At 67.5% G+C, this 19,119-nt stretch carries 14 protein-coding genes; 6 read left to right on the forward strand and 8 right to left on the reverse strand.

Going from position 1 to position 19,119, the window contains the following annotated elements; translation table 11 throughout:
• Positions 1 to 39: 39 nt before the first annotated feature.
• The 4 genes from RI032_RS14565 to RI032_RS14580 form a co-directional block, all read right to left on the reverse strand.
• Positions 40 to 1,461, reverse strand: a complete 1,422-nt coding sequence (locus RI032_RS14565; protein ID WP_322547192.1) for a basic amino acid/polyamine antiporter — start codon at positions 1,459 to 1,461, stop codon at positions 40 to 42.
• A gap of 129 nt (positions 1,462 to 1,590) precedes the next feature.
• Complete coding sequence (locus RI032_RS14570; RefSeq protein ID WP_322547193.1) at positions 1,591 to 4,416, reverse strand: TonB-dependent receptor; 2,826 nt, start codon at positions 4,414 to 4,416, stop codon at positions 1,591 to 1,593.
• A 191-nt stretch (positions 4,417 to 4,607) separates the two neighbouring features.
• A complete protein-coding gene (locus tag RI032_RS14575; RefSeq protein WP_322547194.1) occupies positions 4,608 to 5,258 on the reverse strand; it encodes an energy transducer TonB in 651 nt (216 codons plus the stop codon).
• A 217-nt stretch (positions 5,259 to 5,475) separates the two neighbouring features.
• The gene (locus RI032_RS14580) at positions 5,476 to 6,213 is read right to left on the reverse strand and encodes an SIMPL domain-containing protein (protein ID WP_322547195.1); all 738 of its coding nucleotides are present in this window, start codon (positions 6,211 to 6,213) and stop codon (positions 5,476 to 5,478) included.
• A gap of 130 nt (positions 6,214 to 6,343) precedes the next feature.
• On the opposite strand from RI032_RS14580, the gene RI032_RS14585 reads away from it, so the two are divergent.
• The 4 genes from RI032_RS14585 to tldD are packed head-to-tail and all read left to right on the forward strand — an operon-like array spanning position 6,344 to position 13,823.
• Complete coding sequence (locus RI032_RS14585) at positions 6,344 to 6,952, forward strand: Maf family nucleotide pyrophosphatase (protein ID WP_032128990.1); 609 nt, start codon at positions 6,344 to 6,346, stop codon at positions 6,950 to 6,952.
• Positions 6,945 to 8,432 carry a ribonuclease G gene (rng, locus tag RI032_RS14590; protein WP_010482960.1) on the forward strand — a complete coding sequence of 496 codons (1,488 nt, stop codon included), beginning with the start codon at positions 6,945 to 6,947 and terminating at the stop codon, positions 8,430 to 8,432. Before RI032_RS14585 ends, rng begins: the two co-directional genes overlap by 8 nt.
• 30 nt (positions 8,433 to 8,462) lie before the next feature.
• Positions 8,463 to 12,317 carry a YhdP family protein gene (locus RI032_RS14595; RefSeq protein WP_322547196.1) on the forward strand — a complete coding sequence of 1,285 codons (3,855 nt, stop codon included), beginning with the start codon at positions 8,463 to 8,465 and terminating at the stop codon, positions 12,315 to 12,317.
• 60 nt (positions 12,318 to 12,377) lie between these two features.
• On the forward strand, positions 12,378 to 13,823 hold the full coding sequence (tldD, locus tag RI032_RS14600; protein ID WP_043402681.1) for a metalloprotease TldD: 1,446 nt from the start codon (positions 12,378 to 12,380) through the stop codon (positions 13,821 to 13,823).
• A gap of 41 nt (positions 13,824 to 13,864) precedes the next feature.
• Here tldD and yjgA read toward each other — a convergent pair whose 3' ends face one another.
• Positions 13,865 to 14,452, reverse strand: a complete 588-nt coding sequence (gene yjgA / locus RI032_RS14605) for a ribosome biogenesis factor YjgA (protein WP_322547197.1) — start codon at positions 14,450 to 14,452, stop codon at positions 13,865 to 13,867.
• A 68-nt stretch (positions 14,453 to 14,520) separates the two neighbouring features.
• Between yjgA and pmbA the strand changes: the two genes are divergently transcribed.
• The gene (gene pmbA, locus RI032_RS14610) at positions 14,521 to 15,888 is read left to right on the forward strand and encodes a metalloprotease PmbA (protein ID WP_322547198.1); all 1,368 of its coding nucleotides are present in this window, start codon (positions 14,521 to 14,523) and stop codon (positions 15,886 to 15,888) included.
• Positions 15,889 to 15,975: 87 nt separating this feature from the next.
• Positions 15,976 to 16,347, forward strand: coding sequence for a DUF4870 domain-containing protein (locus tag RI032_RS14615; protein WP_010482972.1), 372 nt, complete (start codon positions 15,976 to 15,978; stop codon positions 16,345 to 16,347).
• 85 nt (positions 16,348 to 16,432) lie between these two features.
• Here the strand turns inward: RI032_RS14615 and RI032_RS14620 are convergent, their stop codons facing one another.
• The 3 genes from RI032_RS14620 to tilS are packed head-to-tail and all read right to left on the reverse strand — an operon-like array spanning position 16,433 to position 18,884.
• A complete protein-coding gene (locus tag RI032_RS14620) occupies positions 16,433 to 17,311 on the reverse strand; it encodes a polyprenyl synthetase family protein (protein ID WP_005410523.1) in 879 nt (292 codons plus the stop codon).
• A complete protein-coding gene (locus RI032_RS14625) occupies positions 17,301 to 17,561 on the reverse strand; it encodes an exodeoxyribonuclease VII small subunit (protein ID WP_019338620.1) in 261 nt (86 codons plus the stop codon). The genes RI032_RS14620 and RI032_RS14625 overlap by 11 nt, the downstream gene beginning before the upstream one ends.
• A gap of 36 nt (positions 17,562 to 17,597) precedes the next feature.
• Positions 17,598 to 18,884: a tRNA lysidine(34) synthetase TilS gene (tilS, locus tag RI032_RS14630; RefSeq protein WP_260363110.1), complete on the reverse strand. Its 1,287-nt coding sequence runs from the start codon at positions 18,882 to 18,884 to the stop codon at positions 17,598 to 17,600.
• Positions 18,885 to 19,119: the final 235 nt, after the last annotated feature.

Raw genomic sequence — 19,119 nt, forward strand, 5'->3', positions numbered from 1 at the left:
TGCTCGGCTGCCTGTGCGAAGCCGAGCGTGGGCTCGGCTCTACAGTGGCAGCGCTCCTCGCCAGAACGCCACTAGCGTGGTGATCGCCACGACCAGGATCGCGCCGAACAGCACCCACTCCCAACGCGTGAATACCCGCTCGCCGCGTTGGCGCCGGGTCAGTGCGAACAACACCACACCGGGCACGTACAGCAATACCGACAGCAGCAGGTTGTCCAGGCCGCCGGCATACACCAGCCACAATGCATAGGCACTGGCCAGCAGGGCAACGACGAAATCGCGCCAGCGCGCACCCGGTTCACCCGCATAGGCCTGGCCACGCCAGGCCAGCTGCACGCCGAACGCGGTGGACAGGAAGTAGGGCACCAGGCTCATCGACGCGGCCAGCAGCACCAGTCCGGTATAGCTGCCGGAATTGATCAGCACCAGCAGCAGGAACACCTGGATCAGACCGTTGCTCAACCACAGCGCATTGGCTGGCACGCCGCGCGCGTTTTCGCGGCCGAGGAACGCGGGCATGGTGCCGTCGCCGGCCGCGGCGTACAGCACCTCGGCGCACAGCAGCACCCAGGCCAGCAGCGCGCCCAGCACGGAGATGATCGATCCGACGATGATTACCGTTGCACCCCACTCGCCGACGATCGCACGCAGTACGTACGCCATGGATGGATTGGGCAACCCGGCCAGCTCTGCCTGCGACAGCACCCCCATCGACAGCACGCTGACCAGCACCAGCAACAGCCAGACGCCGAGGAAACCGATCACCGTGGCGCGGCCGACATCGGCACGGCGGGCCGCGCGCCGCGAGTAGATGCTGGCGCCTTCGATGCCGATGAATACCCACACGGTCACCAGCATCATGCCGCGCAGCTGCTGACCCAGATCACCCAGTGCGGGCGTACCGAAGAAATCGGCGCGGAACACGTCCATGCGGAACGCGCCGGCGGCCAGGATCAGGAACAGCGCGATGGGCAGCAGCTTGGCCACGGTCACCAGCCCGTTGACGATGGCAGCGGTGCGCAGGCCCCGCAGCACCAGCAGATGCACGGTCCATAGCAGCAGTGACGACGCGGCCACCGCGGCCGGGGTATTGCCTTCGCCGAAGATCGACAGGAAATGTCCGAGGCCGCTGAAGATCAGCACGAAGAAGCTGGCGTTGCCAAGCACCGAGGCGACCCAGTAACCCCATGCCGCGGAGAAACCGATGTAGTTGCCGAAGCCCTCGCGCGCATACGCGTAGATGCCGGTATCGAGATCCGGCCGGCGGTTGGCCAGCGCCTGGAACACGAAGGCCAGCATCAGCATGCCGGCGCCACTGACCGCCCAGCCGACCAGCGCCGCGGCCGGTCCGGCGCTGCGCGCCACGTTCTGTGGCAAAGAAAAGATACCGGCACCAACCATCGAGCCGACCACCAGAGCGGTCAACGCGGGCAGGCCCAGGCGTTGCGATGTCGCAGCCATGCAGATCCCCTGCGGCGGTGATGCCGCGTGCACACGGTAGCGGTGGGCCCGTGAACATGCCTGCAAGGCGCACAACGACGAAGGCCCGGGCAGGTGCCCGGGCCTTCGTCGGTGGTGCGTTGAGCGGTATTACTTGAAGGTGTACTTGGCGCCGACAGTGAAGTAACGGCCGATGGCGCCGCTGAAGTGCAGCGGGTTGTAGTTCACGCCACCGTAGGTGGTCGGGTCGAGCGGAGCGATGCGATCGAACACGTTCTGCACCGATGCATTCAGTTCGAAGGCTTCGGTGATGTTCCAGCGGCCGGACAGGTCGAAGGTGGTGAACGAGGAGATCTTGGTGACGTCGGTACCGTCGGCGTACGAGAACTGGTACGAACCGTCCGGGCCACGGAAATCCTTGTTGTCCATCTTGGAGATGTAGTTGGCAACGCCGCTCACACTCCACGGACCCTGGCGCCAGGTGGTACCGAAGTTGATGCGATCCTTCGGCGTACCGATGCAGTTGGTCACGTCGCAGTTGCCGTGGGTGCCTGCATAGTCGAAGGTCTGGTCGGAGTCGGTGCGCTCGTACTTCAGCACATGGCTCCACTGCAGATCCATTTCCAGCTGGCCCGGGCCGATATCGAAGGTCTGGCGGATATCGGTATCGATACCGCGCACGCGGGTGGAGGCGGCATTGATGTACGCGGTGTTGACCGCCAGGATGCTGCCGGTGCCAGCGATGCCGTTGATCAGGTCGATGTCACGCAGCACATTGCCGGCGGCGATGGCATCGGCCGTGGAGCCCTGGGCGATCTCGTTGGTGCGCTTGATCTGCCAGGCATCGACGGTCATCGAGGTGGTGGGGGTCGGCTGCAGCACGATGCCCACCGAGTAGCTCTTGGATTCCTCCGGCTTCAGGTCCTTGTTGGGGCGGGTGATGATTGCAACCGGACGCGAGCTGCAGTTGGTGCCGACATCGGCCGGCGGGCTGGCGGCGCAGCGCACCGGATCGCGGGCGTTGGAGAAGGCGGCCAGGCCACCGTCGCCGTTCTCGGCCGGGTTGGGGGCGCGGAAGCCTTCTGCGTAGCTGGCGCGCAGTGCGATCCAGTCGGCCGGCGTCCACTTGATGCCCAGCTTCGGCGTCGCCTTGCCTTCGCCACTTTCGTACTTGTCGTAACGCAGCGCGCCGGACAGTTCCAGCTGCTCCAGCACCGGTGCCGACAGTTCAACGTAGCCGGCGTAGACATTCTGCGTACCGTCGTAGGCCGAGTAGCCCAGGCCGATGATGTCACCTTGGTCGGTGTAGGTCTGCGGGCTCAGGCTGTTGCTGGTCTTGCGCCACTCGGTACCGATCGCCAGGCCCAGCGGCCCCCCCTTCAGGTCCATCAGGCTGCGCGATACGGTGAAGTCGAACATGTCCAGGCTGGACTTGGCGCGTGCGCTGATGGTCGGCGAAATGTAGTCGTACAGTGCCTGTGAATTGAGGTTGGCATTGTCGCCAATACGCCACACGCCGCCGGCACAGTTCGGGTTGCCCAGCGCGCACTGCACGGCGCTGTAGCGCAGGAAGCCGGTACGCTTGTTGACCAGATCGGTGCCGGAGTGCAGGTAGGCGGTGTCGTAGCTCCAGTCACCCCAATTGCCCTTGACGCCGACCAGGAAGCGATTGAACTCGTTGGTGTTGTTGGTCACGCGCGGGCCGACATCCCAGGCCGAGTAGCGCAGGCGCGAGGCCTGGCCCGGAATCGGGTTGTCGGGATGGGTCGGCGACAGCACCACAGCGCCCGGGCCGCTGCTGGCATTGCGCGGGCCAAGCGGATAGCCCCAGCTGCCGGACACGCCGGAGGGCGAGTTGCTGAAGATCGTTTCCTTCTTCGAGTAGCCGATCTCGGTGTAGATCTCGCCGCCTTCACCGAAGGCGAAGCTGGCGCGGCCGAACACGTTGACGTACTTCTCTTCCGGGGTCAGATCACGGTACAGCTGGTTCGGATCCCACAGGCAGCCCTGTGCGGCCACCGAGGCATCGGTCTGGCCCGGGATGGTGGTCAGGCCCTGGCAGCCGGGCAGCGGCACGAGCTGGGCCGAGGTGCCCGGCGGGACGCGGTCGTCGAATACCGAGCCGTTCGGACCCACGCCACCGCTGGTGCGGTTGTTGAGGTAGGCGCCGCCGAGGAACTGGGCGTTGTTGCCATAGCCCCACGGACGGATGTCGCCCGTGCCGATCCACTTGCGGTTCTTGCGATCGCTGATCTTGATCGCGTCGGTCTTGCCAACGTCCAGGCTGAAGAACGCGTTCCAGCCGTCGGTGGCCAGGTCGCCGGTACCGGCGGTCAGGGTGGCCTTCTTGGCGTTGCCGTCGCCGTCACCGGAGGTGCCGTAGGAGGCACGCAGGATCGCGCCCTGGAAATCACTGCGCAGGATGATGTTGACCACGCCGGCGATGGCATCGGAGCCATAGATCGCCGAGGCGCCATCCTTCAGCACTTCCACGCGTTCAACGGCGTCGAGCGGGATGGTGCTCAGGTCGGTGAAGACCTTCTGGCCGTCATCGGCCAGGCCGTAGGTGGCCATGCGGCGGCCGTTCAGCAGGACCAAGGTCGAGCCCGCGCCCAGACCGCGCAGCGAGATGCCGGCGCCACCGCCGGCAAAGCCGTTGCCGAAGGTCTTCGGGATCGAGCCGGAACCGTCGGCGGTCAGGGTCTGCAGGTATTCGGCGACCGTGGTCTTGCCGGTTCGGTCGATTTCCTGGCGGGTCACCACCTGCACCGGGGACGGTGTTTCGGTGTTGGTGCGCGGAATGTTCGAACCGGTAACCGTGATGCGGTCCAGGTTGGTGGCCTTTTCCTGCGCGAAGGCGGAGGTGGAAGCCACGGCGCCAACCAGCAGCAGGGTGCCGCCGGTAAGGATGTGGGTGATGGACGATGCCAGGGTGGTGCGGCGGCGGCTGGCGGGCCGTTGGATCAGGTGTTTCACAGCTTCTCTCCTAACTGGAAAACCGTAGCGTTGAGGGCTGTCTCCGGTAGATTCCGGGACGGACCAATCTAGGTTTCCGGCGGGTGACGAAGTCGTGAATTTTTGCTTAATCAATAACAGTTGATCCTGTTCCGTCCGTGCCCGCCCGGACGGAAGGGCCGGCCCGGCAGATGGCCGGGCCGGCGATCACTTCAGTCCGGCAGCGAGAACTGCACCGGCACCATGCCGATGGCCGGCACGGCCACGCCATCACGCTGGGCCGGCTCGAAGCGCCAGTGCCTGAGCACCTGCTGGCGTGCGGCCTGGTCCAGGCTGCGCGAGCCACTGCTGCGCTCGATGCTGACCACCGCCGGCTGCCCGTGGGTGTCCACCTCTACCCGCAACAGCACCGTACCCTGCTCGCGGTTGCGCAGTGCCGCCAGCGGATAGGCCGGCGGCGGGGCGCTGCGGTATTGCAGCTGGGCGCCGGCCAGTGGTGCGGCGGTATCGATGCTCGGTGCGAGCTGGGGCGGGGCCGGTTCGGCGGCCGGCAGTGCGATGCCCTGGGTTTCCTCCACGGTCGCGGTGGGGGCGGGCAGCGGCGGTGCTACCGGTTGCGTCCGGGGTTTGGGCACCACCTGGACGATCTCTTTCGGCGGGATCGGAACCGGCGGCGTGGGCGGTGGCGGGATCTTCTCGATCAGCCTGACCGCAGTCTTGTCACGCGGGACCTGCACAGCCTGGTAGGTCGCCGGGATCAGCAGCAACAGGAAGGCCAGCAGATGCAAAGCGATGGCCGCGCTCCACGCGGCAACGCGGGCGGGGTCGAAGTGCGGGGATGCAACGGGATACGTACGAACCATGGTCCACCTCCATGCCAGTGACGAAGTCCTCAACGCACCAGGGCCCGTGGCGGGGTTGCCGCACGCGGCTGGCAGTCCATCAGTAGCGCGACATGGCGGCCACTGCCTAGAGGCAGGGGGGCGATCGTTGGGCTGGCCTTCAGCCAGTGCCGGCTGCGGACATGAAAAAAGGCGGATCCCCTGCGGGATCCGCCTTCGTTGGCGGTGCTGGGCGCGATCAGCGGCCCAGTTCGAACACCACGTCCAGGTTGACCGAGACCGTCGATTCGCCCGGCGCGACCGTAGTGGCCTTGTCCATCGCCGCACCGGCAGACATGGTCCGCACCATCGGCATCGGGCGGAAGCCGCCGTTGCTGTTTTCAGAGATGCTGACGATGCGGCGCACCTGCAGCCCCAGTGATTTCGCATAGGTCTGGGCGCGAGCCTGGGCCTTCTTCAGCGCAGCCAGGCGGGCTTCGTCATAGACCGGTTCCGGCTGGTCGATCTCGAAACTGGGGCCATTGATCTGGTTGGCGCCCTGTGCGGCCAGTGCGTCCAGCACCTTGCCGAGCTTGGCGATGTCGCGCACCTTCAGGCTGACCGTATTGTTGGCCTGGTAGCCGGTGATCTTCGGCGCTTCGTTGTCGGCATAGCGGTACTGCGGATTGAGGCTGATGCCGCTGGTCTGCACGTCACGCTCGGCGATGCCGGCGGCCTTGATCGCGGCCAGCACCTTGTCCATCTGCTGGGCGTTCTGGCGCATGGCGCTGTTGCCATCGGCGGCCTGCGTGACCACGCCGGCCGACAGGGTGGCCACGTCCGGCACGCGGGTCGCCTCGGCGTTGGCCGAGATGTTCAGCAGGGTGCCTTCGGCCGGAGCGGCGATCGACGGCGACGACGGGGCAGCATGGGCGGTCATCGAGGTTCCAAAGGCGAGGGACAGGGCGAGCAGCAGCGGGGTGGCAGTCAGGCGCATGGGATCTCCTTGTTGTGCCGTTGAGGGTGGTGTCGTAGCGATGAACGCGCTGTGAGCCCGTTCGGGGTTGGGCACGTTCCGGGACGGGTTGCCGACGATTCAGGTGGCAGCCTCAGGTTATGCTGTGCCGATGCTCTACCTTGCTTCCCGCTCCCCCCGACGCAACCAGCTGCTGGCCCGACTCGGACGCCCCTTCCAGGCCTTGGACCTGGAGGTCGTCGAGCAGCGCGCGCCCGCTGAAAGCGCCGAACAGTATGTCTGCCGGGTCGCTGCCGACAAGGCGCGCGCCGGCCTGGCCCGGGTGCTGGCCGATGACCCGCAGGCGCGGGTGCTCGGTTCGGACACCGAGGTGGTGCTGGACGGCGACGTGTTCGGAAAGCCCACCGACGCCGCCGATGCGCGGGCGATGCTGGCGCGTCTTGCCGGGCGTACCCATCAGGTGATGACCGCGGTGGTGGTGGTCGGCGCGGACGGGCTGGACAGCGAACTGGTCATTTCCGAAGTGACCTTCGCCCCGATCGACGCTGCCGACATCGCCGCCTACGTGGCCACCGGCGAGCCGTTGGACAAGGCCGGGGCCTACGCCATCCAGGGCGGTGCCGAGCGCTGGATCGAACATCTTTCCGGCAGCTACTCCGGCGTCATGGGGCTGCCATTGCTGCATACCGATCGACTGCTGGCGCGCTGCGGCGTGCCGGCCACAACTGCTGATGCCGCCAGGGAGGCTGCCGATGTCTGAGGAAATCCTGGTCAATGTGACCCCGCGCGAAACCCGGGTCGCGGTGATCGAGAATGGCATGCTGCAGGAACTGCACATCGAGCGCGGCTGGCGCCGGGGTGTGGTCGGCAACATCTACAAGGGCAAGGTGCAGCGGGTAATGCCCGGCATGCAGGCGGCCTTCGTCGAAGTCGGGCTGGAGCGTGCCGCGTTCCTGCATGCCAATGACGTGGTACGGCCGGCGCCGGTGGCCAGTGCCGATACAGAGAACACCACGCTGCCGCCGCCGTCCAGCGTGCCGATCGTGGAACTGCTGCGCGACGGCCAGGACATCGTGGTGCAGGTGGTGAAGGACCCGATCGGGACCAAGGGCGCCCGCCTGACCACCCAGATCAGCATTCCCTCGCGCTACATGGTGCTGCTGCCGCAGTCCAAGGTGGTGGGCGTGTCGGCGCGCATCGAGGATGAAACCGAGCGTGCGCGCCTGAAGGCGCTGGTCACCGAACTGTCGGCGCAGCACGGGGGCTACGGCTACATCGTGCGTACCAATGCCGAGGGCCAGCCGGCCGAAGCCATCGCCGAGGACATCGCCTACCTGTCGCGCGTATGGAACGTGGTCGAGCGTCGTGGCCGCGAAGCGGCCTCGTGCAGCAACATCTATGAAGACCTGAGCCTGCCGCTGCGATCGGTACGCGACCTGATCCGCAAGGATGTGGACAAGGTGAAGGTGGACTCCAAGGAGACCTTCGCGCAGTTGCAGGCCTTTGTTGCCAAGTACATGCCGGTGCTGGCCGAGAAGATCGAGCTGTACAGCGGCGATCGCCCGATCTTCGACATGTTCGGGGTGGAGGACGAGATCGGCCGCGCGCTGGACAAGCAGGTGCCGCTGAAATCCGGTGGTTACCTGGTGATCGACCAGACCGAGGCGATGACCACCATCGACGTCAATACCGGTTCGTTCCTCGGCCAGCGCAACCTGGAAGAGACGGTGTTCCGCACCAACCTGGAAGCGGCACAGGCAGTGGCACGGCAGCTGCGGCTGCGCAACCTGGGCGGCATCATCATCATCGACTTCATCGACATGGATGATGCCGAGCATCGCCGCCAGGTGCTGCGCACGCTGGAAAAGGCGCTGGCCCGCGACCATGCCAAGACCACGGTGTACGACTTCTCGCCGCTGGGCCTGGTGGAGATGACCCGCAAGCGCACGGTGGAAAGCCTGGAGCGCCAGCTGTCGGAAACCTGCCCGCAGTGCAGCGGCCGCGGCAGCATCAAGACCACCGAAACGGTGACCTACGAGATCTTCCGCGAGATCACCCGTGCCGTGCGCCAGTTCGATGCCGCGCGCCTGCTGGTGATCGCCTCGACCAAGGTGGTCGCGCGCATCACCGACGAGGAATCCGCGGCGGTGGCCGAGCTGGAGGAGTTCCTCGGCAAGAGCATCCGCTTCCAGGCGGACGAGCAGTACCTGCAGGAGCAATTCGATGTTGTTCTGCTCTGATCCTCGCCGGCCGCAGGCCGGCGGTGGCCGATGAGCGCGCCGCCGCGCCTGCGACTGCGAAGGATCCGCCGTCATTTCATTGCCGCCTGCGCGGTGGGCCTGGTCGGGCTTGCACTGCTGGTGGGCACTCTCAGCCAGCTGTTGCCGCTGGCCGAGCGCCATCCCGACAGGATTGCCGCCTGGTTGAGTGAACGCGCCGGCCAGCCGGTGCGTTTCGACCAGCTGCAGACCGCGTGGACCCGTCGTGGCCCGCTGCTGCAGCTCAAGGGGCTGCGCATCGGCGCGGGGCAGGGCCTGGCGATCGGCGAGGCCGAGGTGCTGGTATCGATGTACAGCGGGCTGCTGCCTGGCCGCTCGCTGACCGAGCTGCGCCTGCGTGGCCTGGCACTGGACCTGCAGCAGGGCGAGGACGGCCGCTGGTCGGTGCGTGGCCTGCCGCAGGCCGCCAATGGCGGGGACCCGCTGGATGCGCTGCGCCGTCTGGGCGAACTGCAGGTGATCGGGGGCCGCCTGGGCGTGCATGCGCCGGGGCTGGGGATCGATACCACGCTGCCACGCATCGACGTGCGCCTGCGGGTCAATGGCGACCGCCTGCGTGTAGGCGTGCGCGCCTGGGCCCAGACCGAAGCGCTGCCGTTGATGGCGGTGCTGGACGTGGACCGCGTGCGCGGCAACGGCCAGGCCTGGCTGGGCGCCGATCCGGTCGATTTTCATGCCTGGTCGCCGCTGCTGGCGGCCGGCGGTGTGCGCCTGCGCGAAGGCAAGGGCGAACTCAACCTGTGGCTGACCCTGCGCGATTTCGCGCCGGTGGCGGTGACCACCGATTCGGACCTGCGTGATGTCCGCATCGATGGCGCACCGATGCCCGCGATGGCGGCTCCGCAGCTGCAGCTGCAGCGGTTGCAGGCACGCCTGCGCTGGCAGCGCCAGGCCGATGGCTGGGCATTGCAGGTGCCGCGCCTGCGCCTGAAAACCGAAGAAGGCGAGCAGCAGCTCGATGGCCTGCAGCTGCAGCTCGGCAAGCAGCTGCGGGTCAGTTCTCGCGAAGTGCAGGCCGGCATCGCGCTGCGTGCGCTAGCCCTGAGCGATCGTCTTGAACCGGGCCTGCGTCGCTGGCTGTTCCTGTCCAGGCCGCAGCTGGACGTGCGCGAGCTGCAGCTGGCGGGCGAACGCGATGGCCCGCTGTGGGCGCAGGGCGAACTGCAGTCGCTGGGCTTCGCCAGCGTGGGCAATTCGCCCGGCCTGCGTGGCCTGGGCGGGCGCTTCGAAGGCGACGCGGATGGCTTCAGCCTGCAGCTGCAGCCGCAACGCCAGCTGCAGTTCGATTGGCCGACCGGCTTCGGCGTGCGCCACGATCTGCACCTGGCGGGCCAGGTGGTGGGCTGGCGCGATGAAGGCGGTGGCTGGCGCATCGGCACGGCAGCGATGCGCGTTGAAGGCACCGATTATGCGGCGGACGTGCGCGGTGGTGTCTGGTTCCAGGGCGACGGTACGCGGCCGTGGCTGCAGCTGGCGGCCAAGCTGGACGACGTGCCGATGACCGCGGCCAAGCGCTTCTGGATCCACTCCAAGATGAGCAAGGGCGCCACCGACTGGCTGGACATGGCGCTGGCCGGTGGGCAGGTGCGCAACGGCATCGGCCTGGTCAGTGGCGACCTGGACGACTGGCCGTTCGACAACAACGATGGCCGCTTCGAGGCGACCGGCCATATCACCAATGGTGACATCCGCTTCCAGCACGACTGGCCGTTGATGCGCCAGGTCGACGCCGATATCGCCTTCATCGGCCCCGGCTTCGACATGCACGGTCGCGGCGATCTGGCCGGCGTGGCGGTGCAGAAATTCGAGGCGGGCATCCAGGATTTCGGGCAGCAGCCGCTGTACGTACGTGCCGATGCGCAGAGCGAGGCCGGCAGGCTGCTGGCCATGCTGCGGCAGAGCCCGCTGCACAAGGATTATGGCGACACCCTGGACAACCTCACCGCTGCGGGCCCGGCGCATGTGACCTTCGATCTGCTGCAGCCGCTGCACCACGATGAAGGTGGCGGCCACCTGCAGGGAACGGTCGATCTGGCCGGCGTGAAGCTGGTCGACAAGCGCTTCCAGCTCACCTTTGACAACATGCACGGGCAGGCGCGCTACAGCAACGGCGGTTTCGGCGCCGAGGAACTGGCGGTGCGCCACCTCGGCCAGGACGGTCGTCTGAGCCTGCGTGCCGGTGGCTACGTGCACGACAGCAAGCTGGCCTTTGAATCGCAGTTGTCGGCCAACCTCGATGCTGGCGTGCTGATCGACCGCGCGCCGGAAATGGCGTGGCTGAAGCCCTACATCGCCGGCACCTCGCCGTGGACCATCGCGGTCAATCTGCCCAAGGTCGCTCCGGGGGCGCCTGCGCCGCCCAGCGAGCTGCGGTTGAGCTCCGATCTGGTCGGGACCCGGCTGGACCTGCCGGCGCCGCTGGACAAACCGGCTGCCGAGCCGTTGACGACCACCGTGGCTGCACAGCTGCCGATGGGGGCCGGCCGCATCGACGTGTCGTTCGGCCAGCGCCTGGCGCTGGCTGCGCGCAGCCACAACAACCAGACGGGTGTGCAGGTGACGCTGGGCAGCGACCATGCCGATCGCGAGCCGCCACCGAGCGGACTGTCCGTGAATGGCCGCAGCCCGACCCTGGATGCGCTGGAGTGGATCGGCCTGGCCCGTGGTGGCAACGACGATGACGGCATGCCGCTGCGTGCGGTGGACGTGCAGGTCGGCAAGCTGATGCTGATCGGTGGTGTGTTCGAGCAGACCCGGTTGCAGCTGCGCCCGGGAGCGCAGGCACTGGATGTACGCCTGGACGGCCCGTCGCTGGCCGGGCGCCTGACCGTCCCCAATGCAGACGGCGGCACCATCAGTGGCCAGCTCGACCGCGTGCACTGGCAGTCATTGCCGGCGGCTCCAGGTGTACCGGCCGCACCGGCACGGGTACAGGCAGGCGCCAACGACATGGACCCGGCCAAGCTGCCGCCGTTCGCGCTGGACATCGCCGACCTGAAGTTCGGCAAAGTGGTGCTGGGCCAGGCGGTGCTGCGTACGCGGCCGCTGGCCAATGGCCTGAACGTGGATGAGCTGCGCTTCCGTGCGCCCGACCAGGAGATCGACATCAGCGGTCGCTGGCTGGGCCGCACCGGTGGTGCCCGCACCGAGCTGACCGCTCAGGTGCGCAGCGAGGATCTGGGCGGACTGATGCAGAACCTCGACTACGGCGGCCAGCTGCGTGGCGGTTCCGGCCAGGCGCAGCTGCAGGCCACGTGGAGTGGGGGGCCGTCGGACTTCCAGCTGGGCAACCTGCAGGGCCGCCTGGACCTGCACGCACGCAACGGCCAGCTGCTGGAGCTGGAACCGGGCGCCGGCCGCGTGCTGGGCCTGCTCAGCGTGACCCAGCTGCCGCGGCGCCTGATGTTCGACTTCCGCGACTTCTTCTCCAAGGGCTTCGCGTTCAACCAGATCGACGGCAGCATGCAGTTCGGCCAGGGCATGGCGCGCACAGACAAGGTGCTGATCGAAGGCCCGGCAGCCAACATCACCATCCGCGGCCAGGCCGACCTGCGCAACCAGCAGTTCGACCAGACCATCGACGTCAACCCGCGCGCAGGCAATCTGCTGACCGTGGTGGGGGCGGTGGCCGGTGGCCCGGTGGGGGCGGCGCTGGGCGCGGCCACCAATGCGGTATTGTCCAAACCATTGGGCGAGATTGGCGCCCGTACCTACAAGGTGACCGGTCCATGGAAGGAACCGAAGGTGGAAGTGATCGAGCGCAGCCGCGACAAGGCTCCGCCACCCGCGCCGGCACCGGCGCCGGCCATTCCGCCGACCGTCACCGGCCTGCCGCGCGCGCGTTGAGCGCGGCTTTCCTGTTCACGGGGCTTGCCTGAGCGCCCCCGCATCCCCAGATCGAGAACCATGACTGATATCGCCCTGACGCTTGCCCAAGACCGCCTGCTGCGCCCTGGTGGCCTGGATACCGCTGGCCTGGAGCGCACCTTCGGGCAGCTGCTCGGCCCCGGTGTGGACTTTGGTGACCTTTACTTCCAGCACGCCCGCCGCGAGAGCTGGAGCGTGGAAGACGGCATCGTCAAGGACGGCGCGCATTCCATCGAGCAGGGCGTGGGCGTGCGGGCGATTTCCGGCGAGAAGACCGGTTTCGCCTACTCCGACGACATCCATGCCGATGCGCTGCGGGTGGCGGCGCAGTCGGCGCGCGCGATCTCGCGTGAAGGTGGTGCCCAGACCGGGCGCTCGCTGCTGCGCGGCAACGCGCGCGCGCTGTACCCGGCGCTGGACCCGATTGATGGCGTCGGCAACGAGGCCAAGGTCGAGGTGCTCAAGCGCCTGGACGGCTACCTGCGTGCTGCCGACCCGCGCGTGAAGCAGGTGATGGTCAGCCTGTCCGGCGGCGTCGATACGGTGCTGATCGCCCGCAGCGATGGCGTGCTGGGCGCCGACGTGCGCCCGCTGGTGCGCCTGAACGTGCAGGTGATCGTCGAGCACAACGGCCGTCGCGAGTCCGGCTATGCCGGTGGCGGTGGTCGCTATGGCTATGAGGAGCTGTTCGCCGACGGCCGCCCGGAAGCCTTCGCCCGTGAGGCGCTGCGCCAGGCGCTGGTGAATCTTGAGGCGGTACCGGCACCGGCCGGCGTGATGCCGGTGGTGCTGGGCCCGGGCTGGCCCGGTGTGCTGCTGCATGAAGCGGTCGGCCATGGCCTGGAGGGCGACTTCAACCGCAAGGGCACCAGCGTCTACGCGGGGCGCATCGGCGAGCGCGTTGCCGCCCCGGGCGTGACGATCGTCGATGACGGCACGCTGGATGGACGCCGTGGTTCGTTGAACATCGACGACGAGGGTCATCCCAGCCAGTGCACCACGCTGATCGAGGACGGCATCCTGGTCGGCTACATGCAGGACAGCCTCAACGCGCGCCTGATGGGCGTGGCGCCGACCGGCAATGGTCGCCGCGAATCGTTCGCGCACATGACCATGCCGCGCATGACCAACACCTACATGCGCGCCGGCCAGCATGACCCGCAGGAGATGATCCGCTCGGTGAAGAAGGGCCTGTACGCGGTCAACTTCGGCGGCGGCCAGGTCGACATCACCAGTGGCAAGTACGTGTTCTCGGCCACCGAGGCCTACCTGATCGAGGACGGCCGCATCACCACGCCGGTGAAGGGCGCGACCCTGATCGGCAACGGTCCGGAAACCATGCAGAAGGTGCGCATGGTCGGCAATGACCTGGCCCTGGACGAGGGCGTGGGCATCTGCGGCAAGGACGGGCAGAGCGTGCCGGTGGGTGTCGGCCAGCCCTCGTTGCTGATCGAGGGCATCACCGTCGGCGGTACCCAGGCCTGAGCCGGGCGATGGCCAGTGCCACCGCCCCTGCCGGCGAGGACTCAGTCCTCGTCGGCTTCGTCGGTTTCAATGGGGTCGGCGTCTTCGGCGCTGGCCTTCAGGCCCAACGCGGCCGGCAGCATCAGGGCGCGCAGCACCTGGAAAATTTCGCGGTAGGCGCGCGGCGGCTTGTTCTTCGCCTTCTCGGCCTGGGCATTGCGCACCAGCGTGCGCAGCTGCTGGCGGTCGGCCTGCGGGTAGTCGTCCAGCAGTGCCGCCAGTGCCTTGTCACCCTCGGCCAGCAGGCGCTCGCGCCAGTCTTCCGCGCGGTGCATCATCGCCACTTCGCGGCGGCCGGTTTCGCTGTTGGCGTCCAGCGCCTCGCGGATCGCATCCAGCGTGGCGTCTTCTTCGCGGCGCATGTGCTTGGCCAGGAACGCCAGCTGGCGCTTGTGGGCGATGTGGGCGGTGATGCGCTTGCACTCGGCGATATGCGGCAGAAGGTCTTCCGGAATCGGCAGGCGCGCCAGCTGCGCCGGGGTCAACGACACCAGCTTCTCGCCCAGGGCCAGGACGTCGAGCGCATCGCGCCGGTTCTGGCTGCGGCTCTTGTCGTGGAATTCACCGGTTTCTTCGTCGCGTCCGCGCATCGTTCCTACCTGATCTCAAAAAAAGTCGCCCGGCGTGATGCCGGGCCCAACCCGTACAGGATAAAGCATTGAACGTGATCGCCCCTGAAGTCGCTGTCGGCGACGACAGCCCGGCCCGGCTGGAACGGCTGGCCGACCTTTCCCAGCAGCTGCTCGACCGTGCCCGGGCGCTGGGCGCCAGCCAGGCCGAGGTCAGCTGCAGCGAGGACCGTGGCCTGGAGGTCAATGTCCGCCTTGGCGAGGTTGAGACCGTGCAGTCCACCCGCGACCGCGGTATCGCCGTCACCGTCTATTTCGGCCAACGCAAGGGCAGCGCCAGCACCGGCGACCTGAACGAGGCCAGCCTCACCGCCACGGTCGAGCAGGCCTGTGCGATCGCCCGGCATACCGAAGATGACCCGGCTGCAGGCCTGGCCGATGCCGCGCTGATGGCCACCGATTTCCCGGATCTGGATGCCTGGCACCCGTGGGCACTGCAGGCCGACGAGGCGGTGGACCTGGCCCTGGCCTGCGAGAACGCAGGTCGTGAGGCCGATGCGCAGATCCGTAACTCCGACGGCGCCTCGGTGTCGAGCATGCAGAGCCTGTCGGTGTACGCCAATTCGCATGGCTTTTTCGGCCGTGAGCGTGGCACCCATCATTCGGTGGGCTGTGCGCTGATCGCCGGCCAGGGCGATGGTATGCAGCGCGATGGCTGGTACACCAGCGCGCTGGCCCGCGAGGACCTGGAGGAGGTGGGCCTGGTCGGTCGTCGTGCCGCCGAGCGTACCGTCGCCCGCCTGCAGCCTCGCTCGATGGCCACCGGCAGCATGCCGGTGCTGTTCGCCCCGGAAGTCGCGCGCAGCCTGGTCGGTCACCTGCTGTCGGCGGTGTCCGGCGGTGCCCTGTACCGCCAGGCCAGCTTCCTGCTGGACAGTGTTGGCCAGCAGCTGTTCCCGGACTGGATGCAGATCGAGGAACTGCCCCACCTGCGCCGTGGCCTGCGCTCGGCCGCCTTCGACGGTGACGGCGTGGCCACCCGTGCTTCGCCCCTGGTCCGTGACGGCGTGCTGCAGCGCTATGTGCTGGGCAGCTACTCGGCGCGCAAGCTGGGCCTGCAGACCACCGCCAATGCCGGTGGCGTGCACAACCTGCAACTGGCCGCCAACGCGGGCTCCCTGCAGGAGATCGCCCGCCAGATGGGCGATGGCCTGCTGGTGACCGAGCTGATGGGGCAGGGCGTGAACGGGGTGACTGGCGACTACTCGCGCGGTGCCGGCGGCTTCCGCGTCGAGAATGGCGAGATCCAGTACCCGGTGGATGGCATCACCATCGCCGGCAACCTGCGCGAGATGTTCAGCAGCATCGAAGCGGTCGGCAGCGACGTCGATCCGCGCTCGCACATCCGGACCGGTTCGATCCTGCTGGGGCGGATGACCATTGCCGGTAATGATTGATGGCGTCGATGGCGTAAGCTATGCCCGCCTGACGCAACCAGCTTGGTGCTGGTGGGTCAAGACCACCCAATGAAAAGGAGTTTTGTCGTGAGCGAATTCGATAACGTCCCGCCGCCGCCGGCCACCACCGACGTGCCGGCCGACCAGCGCACCATGGCTCTGGCTGCCCACCTGCTGGGCATCTTCACCGGCTTCATCGGCGCACTGATCATCTGGCTGATCAACAAGGACGATGCTGGCAAGGCTTTCGTGACCGACCAGGCCAAGGAAGCCCTGAACTTCCAGATCACCGTGACCATCGCCATGGTCATCAGCATGATCCTGACCATCGTGATCATCGGCGTCTTCCTGGCCCCGATCGTCGGCATCATCAGCCTGGTGTTCAGCATCATCGCAGCGGTCAAGGCCAACAACGGCGAAGCCTATCGCTACCCGTTCGCGCTGCGCCTGATCAAGTAATACCGGCTGCATGCGGAACTGAAAACGCCCGGCATTGCCGGGCGTTTTCATGTGCGGGGAGCGACGGGCGGTGCCCGGCGAGCGATCAATGATCGCGTTCGACCGCCAGCGTCGCCAGCGCACGCAGCGCATCGGCTTCCTCGCCATATCCGGCCAGGATCGACTGCATGCGTGCAGCGAGTTCGTGCAGCTGGGCCTTTGCGCCGTCCATGCCAAGCAGGGCGGGGAAGGTGCTCTTGTCCTGCGCCTGGTCCTTGCCGGCGGTCTTGCCCAGCTGCTCGGAACTGGCCTCGACATCGAGGATGTCGTCGCGTACCTGGAAGGCCAGGCCGAGTGCATCGGCGAAGCTGTCCAGCTGGGCCAGCTGTGGTTCGTGGGCCTGGCCGCACAGCGCGCCCATGCGCACTGCCGCGCGGATCAGGGCGCCGGTCTTCAGCGCATGCATGCGGGTCAATGCCGCCAGCGTCTGCTGCTGGCCGGTGGCATCGATATCCAGGGCCTGGCCGCCGCACATGCCGGATGCGCCGGAGGCGTGGGCCAGGGTCTGCAGGCAGGCCACGCGCAGCGTGGCCGGCAGCGGTGCATCGGCCAGCAGGCCGAAGGCACGGGTCTGCAGCGCGTCACCGGCCAGGATCGCGGTAGCTTCGTCGAAGGCGATGTGGGTGGTCGGCTTGCCACGGCGCAGCGCGTCGTCATCCATCGCCGGCAGGTCGTCATGCACGAGCGAGTAGGCGTGGATGAGTTCGACGGACATGGCCGCCGCATCCAGGCTTTCCGGCTGTGCACCGAACAGGTGGCCACTGGCGTAGACCAGCAGCGGGCGCATGCGCTTGCCACCGCCCAGCACCGAGTAGCGCATGGCCTGGTGCAGGCGCTGCGGTGCTTCGGCAGGCGAGGGCAGGGCAGCGTCGAGCTGGCTTTCGATACGGTCGCGCCAGCGCGCGAACAGAACCTCAGCCGTCATGGTTGGGCGGATCGAAGGGCTCGGATGCTTCCGGCTGCGCCGGATCGCTGAGCAGGCGCACGCGCAGTTCGGCCTGCTCCAGCGCCTGCTGGCACTGGCGATACAGACCGACGCCACGTTCGTAAGCACTGAGCGACGCTTCCAGGCTCAGCTCGCCGGTTTCCATCTGCTCCACCAGCTGTTCCAGCGATTCGAGCGACTGCTCGAACTGGGCGACCGGGGAGGCGTTTTCGGGGGACTTCTTGGCCATGTGGCAAGTGTGGACGGGCCGCGCGCGGGGGTCAATTCACCAGCCGCCGGGACGCCACTGCAGCTGTGCCTGGTGGGCCTGCAACCAGGCCTGCAGTGGCGCGGAGATGACCACGTCGGCGGCGGCCAGCAACTGCGGGCCATCAAAGATCAGCGGCAGCTGCGCGCGTCGCCAGGGGGCGAGATGTTCGCGTTGCAGGCAGTCCTTCAATGCGTGCGAATGCTGGCGACCGGGCAGCAGGATGCGCTCACCGCCCAAGCGTGCACGGACCTGCAGCGGGCGCTCGAAGGCGGCGCCGCCCTGCAGCCGCAGCTGGCCGCCATCGGGCAGCGGCAGGGGAGCATGCCCATCCCATTCGGCCTGCCACGCGCGGGGCAGCGATGGCAGCTGCGCGGGTAGCAGATAGGCATGCTCGCGCCATTGCTGGATGGCATGATCGTGCCAGCGCACCCGCGCCTGGCGATCATTGCCGGCCGGCAGCAGTTCGTCCAGGCCTTGCTGCAGCACCGTGGCCGGCAGTGGGGCGGCACCATGGCCGATCACCCAGGCGCGCAGCACGCGCGCGGCGCGTCCCGGTGACACCTGACGCAGCAACTGCAGCGACAGCACGCGTGGAGCGACTTCCAGGTGTGTGATCAGCTCGGCGTCTTCTTCATCCAGCAGTTCGCGGGTCTGCCGGCAATGCAGGACGCTGCCGGCCAACGCGGCGGCGGCGTGCGGCCAGCGCTGGCGCAACAGTGGCAGTACCTGCAGGCGCAGGAAGTTGCGATCGGCGTGGTCTTCGGCGTTGCTGGGATCCTCGATCCAACGCAGCGCGTGTTGCCGGGCATAGTCGAGCAGTGCGGTGCGCGGTGCGTGCAGCAAGGGACGCCACAGGCGGTGCGTACCGAGCTGACTGTCATCTGCCATCGCGGCAAGGCCATCGACACCGGAGCCGCGCAGGGCGCGGAGCAGGAAGGTCTCGGCCTGATCGTCCTGGTGCTGTGCCAGCGCCAGTGTTTCGCCTTCGCGCAGTTCAGCAGTGAACGCTGCACGTCGTGCTTCGCGCGCTGCGCCTTCGAGGCCCAGGCCTGTGGTTCTGTCGATCTGTACGTGGCGCACGGCCAGCTCGACGCCCAGTGCCGCGCACTGCTGCTGGCAATGCCGTACCCAGTCGTCAGCTGCTGGTTGCAGGCCGTGGTGTACGTGCACCGCACGCAGCGCCGTGCCGGAAGCCTGGGCGCAGCGCCACAGCCAGTGCAGCAGCACGGTGGAGTCGACACCACCGCTGTAGCCCACCAGCAGCGGCGCATCCAGCGGAACAAGGGCAGGGAAGGCAGTCACGGCGGCAAGTATAGGGTTGCCCGGCAGGGCTGCGCCCTGCACCCGCTACGATCCAGAGCAACAGCAACAGCTGGTCTGCTGGGGGATGGCGGGGTGGGTCCGGTTGCGGGGGACGCTGCAAGTACGTCCATGTAAGCTCGGTCGCCGCATCCATGCGGCTCACGCCCCCGCAACCGGACCCACCCCGCCTTCGACAGTTTCCTGCGAACTGTCGGAATTGCTCTTGGGGTCAAAT

This window comes from Stenotrophomonas geniculata, from assembly GCF_034508895.1.
GTDB lineage: Bacteria > Pseudomonadota > Gammaproteobacteria > Xanthomonadales > Xanthomonadaceae > Stenotrophomonas > Stenotrophomonas geniculata.